Source organism: Lysobacter zhanggongensis (genome assembly GCF_046638635.1).
GTDB classification, from domain to species: Bacteria; Pseudomonadota; Gammaproteobacteria; order Xanthomonadales; family Xanthomonadaceae; genus Novilysobacter; species Novilysobacter luteus.
Map to the genome: position 1 here is coordinate 1 of NZ_JBJXHK010000070.1, position 10,766 is coordinate 10,766.

The window sequence follows — 10,766 nt, forward strand, 5'->3', positions numbered from 1 at the left end:
TGGCCTGGCTCGGCGCGCGGGCGCCGCGTGCGGTCGCGGGCATCGCCGCGCTCACCTGGGCCGTTGCCGGCCTGGCGGGCGCACTGATGCTCTTCATCTGGTTTGGCACGGCGCACCGGTTTGGCTGGGCCAACCACGGCCTGTTGCTGTTCAACCCGCTGTGCTGGCTGCTGCTGCCGGGCAGCGTGTCGCTGCTGCGCGGCCGCGTGCCGGGTACGTGGTTCCGCTGGCTGTTGTGGCTGGTGGCGGCGCTGCCGCTGTTCGCTCTGTTCGCGTACTGGTTGAGCGCGTTGCCGCAACGCCACCTGCACTGGATCGTGCTGCTGTGGCCGGTCCATCTGGCACTGGCCTGGACCTTCGGCCGGCATCCGAGGCGCGCGCCGCCCCGGCGCTTGTGAGGCCCTCGGCGGCGGGGCACGATGGCGTTATGAGCCTTCCGCCACCCCCACCCGCCGCCTCGATGCCCGACAGCGTCGTCAACTGCGCGGCCTACGATCGCAACGGCGAACGTCGCGACATCACGCTCGACGCGATCAGCGACGTACTCGAGGTCGACGACGGCAGCTTCGTCTGGGTCGGTCTGTACGAACCCGGCGAGGGCGTGCTGGACAAGCTGCAGGAGGAGTTCGGGCTTCACGACCTCGCGGTCGAGGACGCCCACCACGCCCACCAGCGGCCGAAGATCGAAACCTATGGGCAGTCACTCTTCATCGCGCTGCACACCGCGCAGACGATCGACAGCCATATCCGCTTCGGCGAGACCCACGTGTTCGTGGGACCCCGCTACCTCGTCACCGTTCGCCATGGCGCCTCGAGCAGCTACACCGCTGCGCGCGCGAGGATGGAGCGCGAACCGGAGCTGTTGCGCCACGGCCCGGGCGCCGCGCTGTACGCGGTCCTGGACATGGTGGTCGACAACTTCCTGCCGATCGTCGACGAGTTCAGCAACGCCCTGAACGCACTCGAGCAGGACATCTTCGCCGAGGAATTCCGCAAGGGCACCGTGCAGAAGCTCTACGACCTCAAGCGCGAGCTCACCCGGCTGCGCATGGCGGTCGCGCCATTGCAGGACATCCTGGGCCAACTCACCCGCGTGCGCGGCGGGCTGCTCGACGAGGAGATCCAGCTCTATATCCGCGACGTGCACGACCACGCGGTCCGCATCAACGAATCCACCGACACCCTGCGCGAGATGCTGACCGCGGCGGTCAGCGTGAACCTGTCACTGGTCACCGTCCGCCAGGGCGAGACCGTCAAGCGCCTGGGCGCGTGGGCGGCGCTGCTCGCCGCGCCGACGCTGGTCGCCAGCTGGTACGGCATGAACTTCGTGCATATGCCCGAATTGCATGGGCGCTGGAGCTACGCCGTGCTGGTCGGCGTGGTCGGCACGGTCTGCATCGTGCTCTACCGGATGTTCAAGCGCGCGCGCTGGCTCTAGCTGGCCCATTTGACACGTGAAGCGGCACCCGCGCTCCTGCGGGCGCCGGTGCGGCGGCGATCAGGTTGCGATCGCCTGCAGCAGCAGGCCGGTGATGTAGGCGCAGTACGTGCCCAGGGCATAGCCGAGCACGGCCAGCAGGACGCCCACCGGAGCGAGCGCCGGGTGGAATGCACTTGCGACCACCGGGGCCGATGCCGCGCCACCGATGTTCGCCTGCGAGCCCACCGCCATGAAGAACAGCGGCGCCCGGATCAGCTTGGCGACGCCGAGCATCAGGGCGGCATGCACGGAGATCCAGATCAGGCCGAGCAGGAACAGCCATGGACGATCCAACAAGGCGCCGAGGTCCATGTGCATGCCGATCGTCGCCACCAGCACGTAGAGCATGGCCGATCCCACCCGCGAGGCGCCGGCACCTTCGAGCTGGCGGGCGCGCGTGAAGCTCAGCAGCAGGCCGATGGTGGTGGCGAACACCACGATCCAGAAGAAGCGCGAGTCAAGGCTGTAGTCGCGCAGGCGCCACTCGGCCGGCAACGTCCCGATCCACGACACGAGCGGGTCGGCCAACCCGTGCGACAGGCCCGTGGCACCGAGGCCAACCGCGAGGATGACCATCAGGTCGGTCAGCGTGGGGATACGCGAATGCTGCGCCTGGAACGCCTCGATGCGCTGCTTGAGGTCGTCGATCGCGCTGGTGTCGGCGCGGGTCCAGCGGTCGAACGCATTGGCGCGGGCCGCCATCAGCAGGAGGACCGCCATCCAGACATTGGCCACGAGCACGTCGACCGCGACGAACTGGCCGAACAGCGTGGTCTCGACGTCGAACACTTCCTTCATGGCCGCCTGGTTGGCACCGCCGCCGATCCAGCTGCCGGCAACCGTGGTCATGCCGCGCCAGGTCTCGCCGGCCACCGCCTCGGGATGGATGACGCCCATGGCCAGCAGCGACACCACGCCACCGAGCATCACACCCGCGGTGCCGGTGAGGAACATGATCACGGCCTTGGGACCGAGCCGCAGCACCGCACCCAGGTCGATGGCGATGCACAGCAGCACCAGCGAGCTGGGCAACAGGTAGTCACGGGCCATCGGGTACAGACCCGACAGGTTGCCGTCGATGAGCCCGATGCTGTGGTAGATCGAGGGCAGCAAGTAGCACATCAGCAGCGCCGGCACGTAGGTGTAGAACCGTTGCCAGAAGCCGTCGGGCCGCGAGGCCGTCCAGAACACCGCACCCAGTGTGATGGCCAGCAGGCCCAGGACGGTGGCGTCGTTGGTGATCAGGGCGGTCGATGCGGCTGGGGCCATGCGGGACACTCCGTTGGGGCGGGCATCCTGGCCCGGGCCGCGTGCGGCCCTCGTCTATGGGGAACCACCGGGGCAGCGCGCGCTCCACGCCTGCCCCGGCGTCATTGGATCACTTGCCCAGGTGCTGCTGCAGCCAGTCGTTGACCGTTTCGTGCCACAGCACGCTGTTGTGCGGCTTGAGCACCCAGTGGTTCTCGTCGGGGAAGTACAGGAACTTCGACTCGATCCCCTGGCGCTGCAGCGCGGTGAACGCCGCCAGCCCCTGGCTGACCGGGATCCGGAAATCCTGCTCGCCATGCACCACCAGCATCGGCACCCGCCATTTGTCGACGTGCCGGCTCGGATTGAACTGTTCGTAGTTCTGCGGGACCGTCCACGGCGTGCCGCCGTTTTCCCACTCGGTGAACCACAGTTCCTCGGTGACGAAGCCCATCATGCGGGTGTCGAACACGCCGTCGTGGTTGACCAGGCACTTCCAGGCACCGGATGCCGGCGTGTGCCAGTTGCCCGCGATCCAGTTGACCATGTAGCCGCCGTAGCTGGCGCCCAGTGCGCAGGCGTTGCCGCCGTCCAGGAATTCGTACTTGCGCAGCGCGGCCTTCCAGCCCTTCTGCAGGTCTTCCAGCGGACGGTCACCCCAGTGCCGGCTGATAGCATCGGTGAACGCCTGGCCGTAGCCGGTCGACCCGTGGAAGTCGATCATCACCACGGCATAGCCCTGACCGGCGTACGTCTGCGGGTTCCAGCGGTAGCTCCAACCATTGCCGAAGCTGCCCTGCGGCCCGCCGTGGATGAGGAACGCGACCGGGTACTTGCGGCCTTCCTCGTAGTTCCACGGCTTGACCACGTAGCCGTGCACGGTCTCGTTGTTCCAGCCGTTGAAGGTGAACTGTTCGAACGCGCCGAAGCCCACCTCCGGCAGCATGTCGGCCGCGCTCGGGGTGATGGCCCGCTCGGGTGCGCCGTTGATACCTCCGACGAACACCTGCGCCCCACTGGCCAGGGTGGCCCGGGTGAACGCGAGCGTGCCGCCGGCCAGCGACACCGAAGCGATGCTGCCGTCGCCAATGATCTCGGTGACGCCGCCGCTGTCGACGTGAACGGCGAACAGTGGATGCTCGCCGGTGTCCTGCGCGGTGACGTAGAGGGTTTCGCCATCCTCGGAGACCACGACGCTGCCGGCCGAGCGGTCCCACCCTGGCGCGATCTCGCGTCGCTCGCCGGTGGCCAGGTCCAGCGCCATCAGGCCGAAGCGGTCAGCCTCGAAGCCGGGCCGCTTCATCGCGCGGTAGTACAGCGTGTTGGCGTCACCGAACACCGCGCCGGTGTCCCAGGCCGGGTTGCCGGCGGTCAGGTTCTCGGCGGCACCACTGCCGTCGGCGCTGACCCGGTACAAGTCGAAGTTGGTCGACCAAGGTTCGGTGCGGTCCGCCGTGCGCGCGCTGAGCACCAACGACTGACCGTCGGGTGCCCAGGTGTACTCGCTGCTGTCGCCAAACGGCCTGGACGGGATATCGGCAACGACGTCGGATGCGATCGCGGTCGCGGTGCTGACCGCGACCCCGTCGCCCGGCAGCGTCGCGACGAACACGCGGTTGAGCCGGCCGTCGTTCCAGGCGTCCCAGTGGCGGACGAACATGCGGTCGTACACCACCCCGGTCGCCGGGCTGTCGGCTTCGGCCTTGAGCCGCTTGCCGGTGCACGCCAGGTCGCTGCCGCAATCGATGAAGGCTTCGGCATTGAAGGCGATGCGCTGTCCGTCGGGCGACACCTGGAACCCGCCCACGTCCACCGGGAAGTCGGTGAGCTGGCGCGGCGTGCCGCCGTCCACCGGTATCGAATACAGCTGGGAGCTGCCCGACTTGCCGCTCAGGAAGTAGACAACGCCACCGTCCGGCGAAAACACCGGCGAGTTGACGTTCCAGCCCTCCGGCGTCAGCCGGACCGGCGGCGCGGCGTCGCGCGCCACCAGGTTCTCGAGCCAGAGGGAGGTCGCGGCCTTGTTGCCATCGAAGTCGACCTCGCGCTTGGCCACCACCAGCAGCCGGCCGTCCGGCGACAACACCGGCGAGGACCAGCGGTCCAGCGTAGCCAGGTCCTTCGGTTGGAGACCGCGCGTGGCCGCGACGGCCAACGGGCTCATGGCGGGCAGGACAAGCGCGATCAGCACCGGCAGCACGGCTTGACGCAGGTTCATGGCGGATTTTCCCCGGGATCGACGATCCCCGATGGTAGGCGCAGGCGCGGTGGTCGGCAAAGGGCGGGTCGTGTGCGGCAAGCAAGCTAGTCGGACGCCACGGCCCCATCCGTTGCGTCAGTGGCGGGTTCGCCTCCCAGGTGCCGGGCGAGGAATGCGAGCAGGCGGGTGTAGTACTCGCGCTTGTGCTCGGGACGGTAGAACCCGTGCCCCTCGTTGTCGTAGTACAGGCTCTCCACCGGCAGGCCCGCCTGGATGAGCGAACGTTCCATCATCCGGGTGTGCTGGACCGGCGCGCGCTCGTCCTCGCCACCGGCCGCCAGGAACACCGGGATCTTGATCCGGTCGGCCATCCGATTGGGCGAGAAGGCGGCGAGTGAATCGCGCTCCCCCAGCCACTCACGCAGGTAGTTTTCCCCGGAGCCCCGCTCCTGGATGTCGCCGTGGGTATGCATGGTCGGCAGGTCGTAGACGCCCACATAACCGGCGGCGCACCGGTACAGGTCCGGCTCGCGGGCCGCGCCCATCAGCGCCGCATAAGCACCGTAGCTCGCGCCGTAGATGCAGATCCGGTCGGCGGAAGCGATGCCCTGCTCGACCAGCCAGTGGGTGGCGTCCGTCAGGTCGTCCTGCATGGCCTGGCCCCATTGGCGCGCGCCCGCCGAGGTGAATGCCCTTCCATAGCCACCCGATCCCCGGAAGTTCAGCTGGAGCACCGCGTAGCCGGCATCGGCCAGCATCTGGACGTCGCCGTCAAACACCCACGTGTCGCGGACATCGAACGGGCCGCCGTGCGGCATCACGACGGTGGGCAGATCCTTCCCGCTCGAACCGGCCGGGACGCTCACATAACCGTGCAGCACCAAACCGTCGCGGGCGGTGATCTGCACCGGTCGCTTCGCGGCCAGTTGTTCGGGGTCGAGCCACTCCGCCCGGCTCAGGAGATGCTCGGCCTTCTTCTCCACGGTATCGAAGAGATAGAAGTCGCCAGGGTTACGGTCGCTCCAGACCTGGACCAGGGCAATCCGGCCGTCCGCAGTGCGCGAGGTGATCTCCACCGCCTGATCCGCAAAGGCCGCCTCAAGGCTGCGATAGAGGCGGGCCTCTTGTGCCTGGTCGTCGAAGAACTCGGTACGGAACCGTCCGTCCATGAAGAAGGCGCCGACCGGCACCGAGGTCCCGTTGCGGTAGATCATGGCGGTCGGATCGACACTGTCGTCGCGCAGGACTTCGCGCTGGCTGCCGGTGCCGATGTCATAGGCGACTATCGCGTCCGGGCCGTCGGGCTTCTCCGTCCTGAGGTAGGCGGTGCGGTCATCGGCAGCGAACCCCACGGGCCACTGCGCAATGCCGGTGGTCGACTGGTCATTGAGCAGCTCCCAAGGCGCGCCCTCGCCATCGCGGTAGTAGAGCCGCAGGCGGTTGTCGGTGCCGGAGCCGACCGCAAACCGCACCACGCCGCGGTTGTCCGTCACGAACGAAGCATTGCGTACGGGTGCGGACGCCACCTTGAAGCGACGGCCCGAGTAGACATCCATGCGTTCGGCGTCGGTGAACGCATCCGCGTGGAACGGGCTGACCGAGATGATCACGTGGCGATCGTCCGCCGGCAGGTCGTCGACGAGGAATGCCGCGATCCGCTCCACCTTCTTGGGCTGGATGCGCGTGCCCGGCCCGCCGCCGTGGACCCGCTGGCCCACCAGGATGTCGGCTTGGCTTCCGTCGGCATTGATGCCGTAGAGCTCGCCAGTCGAGCCGGGTTGCTCTAGCGCGCCGAACTTCTCGGCCAGGCTGATCAGCACACGCTCGTCGTTGACCCATTGGAAACCCGCCACATGGGTATTGGTGCCCTGCATGAAGGTGGCGGTTACGGCGTTGTCGCTGCGGCGCATGATGACCAGTGCGGTCTTGCGGCCGTCGTCCAGCGGCACGGTCGCCGCGAAGTACTCGCCGGTTGGCGAAATCTTGATCTGGTCGAACTTGTCGTCCTTGACGTACGACTCGACCTGCACTGCATGCGCGGCCGGCACTGCCAGCACCGCGCCCAACACCACTCCCCAGAACAAATGCTTCATGCGATCCCTCTGTCCGTTAGCTCAGCCGTGCACCCCGCCGGGAACAGCCGCGGCGGAGCTGGCAGCACTGGATACTCGACGTTCCCCGTCGTCTTGCGGGACTGCGTATTGCGGCCCCGCTAAAGCCTAACCCGATCGAGCGTCAGGCGCGCTGCTGCAGTGTAGTGCGCAGGGCTTGTCGCCACGCCGGAAGCTCGATGCCGAACTCGCGTTCCAGACGGCCAGTGTCCAGCACCGAGTAGGCGGGGCGCGTCGCCCGCGTCGGAAAGCCGGAGGTCGGGATCGGCGTTACCCGGGGCTTTCGAGCAAGCAGGCCAAGGTCGTGCGCTTCGTCGAAGATGGCTTCGGCGAACCCGTGCCAACTGGTCTGTCCCGCACTCACGAGGTGGCAGACCCCGGAAGCCGCCATGCCCTGGCGAAGGATGGTCGCGGTCACGTCGGCGATCAGCCACGCCGGTGTCGGTGAACCGACCTGGTCGGCCACGACGCTGAGCTCCTCCCGCTCCGAGGCCAGGCGCAGCATGGTCAGCAGGAAATTGGCACCGTGTAGGCCGTATACCCAAGCCGTGCGGAGGATCAAATGGTGCGCGGCGGAGGCCTGGATCGCCTGTTCCCCGGCGAGCTTGCTCTGGCCGTAGACGCCCAGCGGTGCCGGGGCGTCGTCCTCACGCCAGGGGCGCGTGCCAGCGCCGTCGAATACATAGTCGGTCGAGAAATGCACCAACCGGGATTCCCGCGCGGCACACACCTCGGCGAGGCGCGCAGGCGCGTCGCGGTTGATCAGGAACGCCGTGTCGACATCGTCCTCGGCGCGATCCACCGCGGTGTAGGCGGTGGCATTGACGACGACGTCCGGGGCAACCCGCTCGACCAGCGGCGCGATGGTGTCGAGCCGGGCGAGGTCAAGCAATCCGCAATCAGTGCCGTCGGGCAGGTTTCCGCTGCGCGTGGTGATAACCACCTCGCCCAGCGTCGCCAAGCTGCGCCGGCATTCATGGCCGACCTGGCCGTTGCCACCGAGGAGCAGGATCCTCATCGTCGCCTCAGGTACTGAAGACGGGCAGGCGATCCAACGCGACGTCGTCCAGCAGCGGTGCGGCGGCATCCTTGCCGGACAGCTGCGGGTCGGTGACCGGCCAGTCGATGGCCAGCCGCGGATCGTCCCAACGGATGTTGGCGTCGGCGGCGGCGTCGTAGGTGGCCGTGCACAGGTAGGTGAACACGGCACGCTCGCTCAGTGTCACGAAGCCATGGGCGAAGCCTTCCGGGATCCAGAAGTGCCGCTTGTTCTCAGCGCTCAGGACCACGGCGGTCCAGCGACCGAAGGTGGGCGAACCGCGCCGGATGTCGACAGCCACGTCCCACACCTCGCCTTCAACCACCGACACGTACTTGCCCTGCGGATTGGGCCACTGGTAGTGCAGCCCGCGCAGCACGCCGCGCACCGATGACGACACGTTGCCCTGCACGAACGCCGGTTGCAGCCCATGTTCGCGCAGGCGGTCGTGATTGAAGGATTCGAAGAAGAAACCGCGGTCGTCCCCGAACACGCGCGGTTCGATCACCAGGCAACCCGGCAGGTCCGTCTCGATCACCTTCATGGCACATACCCGCGGCCGATCAGGTCCAGGAGGTACTTGCCGTAGCCATTCTTCACCAGCGGTCGGGCCAGCTCGCGCAGGCGGTCGTCGTCGATCCAGCCGTTGCCGTGGGCGATTTCTTCCGGGCAGCACACGCGCAGGCCCTGGCGGGCTTCGATCGTCTCGATGTAGTTGGACGCCTCGAGCAGCGACTGGTGGGTGCCGGTGTCGAGCCACGCATAGCCGCGTCCCAGGCGCTCCAGGTGCAGCGAACCTTCATCGAGGTAGCACTTGTTGAGGTCGGTGATTTCCAGCTCGCCGCGGTGCGACGGCTTGAGACGCGACGCGAACTCGCTGGCACGGTCATCGTAGAAGTACAGGCCGGTCACCGCGTAATTGGACCGCGGCTTCGGAGGCTTCTCTTCCAACCCCACCACCCGGCCGTCACCATCGAATTCGGCTACACCGTAACGCTCCGGGTCGCTCACCCAGTAACCGAACACGGTGGCGCCGGTTTCACGCTGGCCGGCCCGCGCGAGCATCGCGGTCAGCCCCGGGCCATGGAAGATGTTGTCGCCCAGCACGAGGCAGCTGGGCTGCCCGTCCAAGAACTCCCGGCCGATCAGGAACGCCTGCGCAAGCCCGTCGGGGCTCGGCTGCACGGCGTACTCGATCTTCATGCCCCACTGCGAACCGTCACCCAGCAGGTTCTGGAAGAGCGCCTGCTCGTGCGGGGTGTTGATGATCAGCACTTCGCGGATCCCCGCCAGCATCAGCACGCTGAGCGGGTAATAAATCATCGGCTTGTCGTAGATCGGCAGCAGCTGCTTGCTGATCGCCTGCGTGATCGGATACAGCCGGGTGCCGGAGCCGCCGGCCAGGATGATGCCCTTGCGATTCATGCGATCTCCCTCAGGCCTGGCCGATGCGCTCGAGGCGGTAGCTGCCATCCAGCACCCGTTGCACCCACGGCGCGTTGTCGAGGTACCAGTCGACCGTGCGGGCCATGCCTTCGTCGAAGGTCACGGTCGGCGCCCAGCCCAGCTCCCCCTTGAGCTTGTCCGCGTCGATCGCATAGCGGCGATCGTGGCCGGGTCGGTCCTTGACGTAGGTGATCAGCGATTCACGGGCGCGGCCGTCGGCCAGCGGACGCCGTGCGTCGAGCAATGCGCAGATGGTGCGGACGACGGTAATGTTGGTGCGCTCGGCGTCACCACCGACGTTGTAGGTCTCGCCCACCCGGCCGCGCTCGAGCACCGTGCGGATCGCGTCGCAATGGTCGCCCACGTACAACCAGTCCCGGACGTTCAACCCGTCGCCATAGACCGGCAGCGGCTCGCCGGCCAACGCCTTGGCGATGACCAGCGGGATGAGCTTCTCCGGAAACTGGTAGGGGCCGTAGTTGTTGGAGCAGTTGGTGGTGAGTACCGGCAACCCGTAGGTGTGGTGGAACGCCCGGACCAGGTGGTCGGAGGCCGCCTTGGATGCCGAATACGGGGAGTTGGGCGCGTAGGGCGTGGTCTCGGTGAACCGGCCGGTATCGCCGAGCGTCCCGTAGACCTCGTCGGTGGAAACGTGGAGGAACCGGAATGCATCGCGCGCCGTTGCGTCGAGCGCCTTCCAGTAGTCACGGGTGCTTTCCAGCAGGCTCAACGTGCCGACCACGTTCGTCTGGACGAACCCCCCGGGGCCATCGATCGAACGGTCGACGTGGCTCTCGGCGGCGAAGTTGATGACGGCTTCAGGCCGGTGCTCATCCAGCAGGCGCTTGACCAGGTCGGCGTCACCGATGTCGCCTTCGACAAAGACGTGGCGCGGGTGGTCCGCCAGCGAGGCGAGCGTGTCGAGGTTGCCCGCGTAGGTCAGCGCATCGAGATTGACCACCTTGTTGCCACGACGGACTGCATCAAGGACGAAATTGCCGCCGATAAACCCGGCCCCGCCGGTTACCAACCAGATAGGCATGCCGTTCCCCTTAAACCCGACACGGGCAGCCACTGGAACGACGCGGTGCAAGCCGTCGCTCGAGCTCAGAACGGAATATCGTCATCCGCGAAGTCGTCGCCGAAGTCATTCGACTTGGCCGGCGGCGCCTCGCGCCGCGGCGCTTCCTGCCGGGCCGCCGGGCGTGCCGGGCGCTCGCTGCGATCACCGCCGCGGTAGCC

Annotated in this window: 8 protein-coding genes and 1 pseudogene; 2 read left to right on the plus strand and 7 right to left on the minus strand. The window is 67.4% G+C overall.

Annotated elements, in window-relative coordinates; translation table 11 throughout:
* Together ACKVMH_RS10805 and ACKVMH_RS10810 are read left to right on the plus strand one after the other, a co-directional pair.
* Window positions 1-398, plus strand: a pseudogene (locus ACKVMH_RS10805) (DUF4105 domain-containing protein); the annotation flags it as partial.
* 29 nt (window positions 399-427) lie between these two features.
* Window positions 428-1,438 carry a magnesium and cobalt transport protein CorA gene (locus tag ACKVMH_RS10810; protein ID WP_412700283.1) on the plus strand — a complete coding sequence of 337 codons (1,011 nt, stop codon included), beginning with the start codon at window positions 428-430 and terminating at the stop codon, window positions 1,436-1,438.
* Window positions 1,439-1,498: 60 nt separating this feature from the next.
* Here the strand turns inward: ACKVMH_RS10810 and ACKVMH_RS10815 are convergent, their stop codons facing one another.
* The 7 genes from ACKVMH_RS10815 to rfbB form a co-directional block, all read right to left on the minus strand.
* Entirely contained in the window at window positions 1,499-2,749 is a 1,251-nt protein-coding gene (locus ACKVMH_RS10815) for a DUF819 family protein (protein WP_412700284.1), read from the minus strand.
* A 109-nt stretch (window positions 2,750-2,858) separates the two neighbouring features.
* Entirely contained in the window at window positions 2,859-4,946 is a 2,088-nt protein-coding gene (locus ACKVMH_RS10820) for a S9 family peptidase (protein WP_412700285.1), read from the minus strand.
* Between the two features lie 86 nt (window positions 4,947-5,032).
* Window positions 5,033-7,021 (minus strand): alpha/beta hydrolase family protein, encoded by a 1,989-nt coding sequence (locus ACKVMH_RS10825; RefSeq protein ID WP_412700286.1) that lies wholly within the window; start codon window positions 7,019-7,021, stop codon window positions 5,033-5,035.
* Between the two features lie 142 nt (window positions 7,022-7,163).
* On the minus strand, window positions 7,164-8,057 hold the full coding sequence (gene rfbD, locus ACKVMH_RS10830) for a dTDP-4-dehydrorhamnose reductase (RefSeq protein WP_412700287.1): 894 nt from the start codon (window positions 8,055-8,057) through the stop codon (window positions 7,164-7,166).
* A gap of 7 nt (window positions 8,058-8,064) precedes the next feature.
* Complete coding sequence (gene rfbC / locus ACKVMH_RS10835; protein ID WP_215219825.1) at window positions 8,065-8,622, minus strand: dTDP-4-dehydrorhamnose 3,5-epimerase; 558 nt, start codon at window positions 8,620-8,622, stop codon at window positions 8,065-8,067.
* Window positions 8,619-9,503: a glucose-1-phosphate thymidylyltransferase RfbA gene (gene rfbA, locus ACKVMH_RS10840; RefSeq protein ID WP_412700288.1), complete on the minus strand. Its 885-nt coding sequence runs from the start codon at window positions 9,501-9,503 to the stop codon at window positions 8,619-8,621. Before rfbA ends, rfbC begins: the two co-directional genes overlap by 4 nt.
* Before the next feature lie 10 nt (window positions 9,504-9,513).
* A complete protein-coding gene (gene rfbB, locus ACKVMH_RS10845) occupies window positions 9,514-10,566 on the minus strand; it encodes a dTDP-glucose 4,6-dehydratase (RefSeq protein WP_412700289.1) in 1,053 nt (350 codons plus the stop codon).
* Window positions 10,567-10,766 lie beyond the last annotated feature (200 nt).

Excerpts from the sequence above, each read along its gene's own strand:
- rfbB (WP_412700289.1), bottom strand. The coding sequence starts at position 10,566 with ATGCCTATCTGGTTGGTAACCGGCGGGGCCGGGTTTATCGGCGGCAAT.
- rfbD (WP_412700287.1), bottom strand. The coding sequence starts at position 8,057 with ATGAGGATCCTGCTCCTCGGTGGCAACGGCCAGGTCGGCCATGAATGC.
- rfbA (WP_412700288.1), bottom strand. The coding sequence starts at position 9,503 with ATGAATCGCAAGGGCATCATCCTGGCCGGCGGCTCCGGCACCCGGCTG.
- ACKVMH_RS10810 (WP_412700283.1), top strand. The coding sequence starts at position 428 with ATGAGCCTTCCGCCACCCCCACCCGCCGCCTCGATGCCCGACAGCGTC.
- rfbC (WP_215219825.1), bottom strand. The coding sequence starts at position 8,622 with ATGAAGGTGATCGAGACGGACCTGCCGGGTTGCCTGGTGATCGAACCG.
- ACKVMH_RS10825 (WP_412700286.1), bottom strand. The coding sequence starts at position 7,021 with ATGAAGCATTTGTTCTGGGGAGTGGTGTTGGGCGCGGTGCTGGCAGTG.
- ACKVMH_RS10815 (WP_412700284.1), bottom strand. The coding sequence starts at position 2,749 with ATGGCCCCAGCCGCATCGACCGCCCTGATCACCAACGACGCCACCGTC.
- ACKVMH_RS10820 (WP_412700285.1), bottom strand. The coding sequence starts at position 4,946 with ATGAACCTGCGTCAAGCCGTGCTGCCGGTGCTGATCGCGCTTGTCCTG.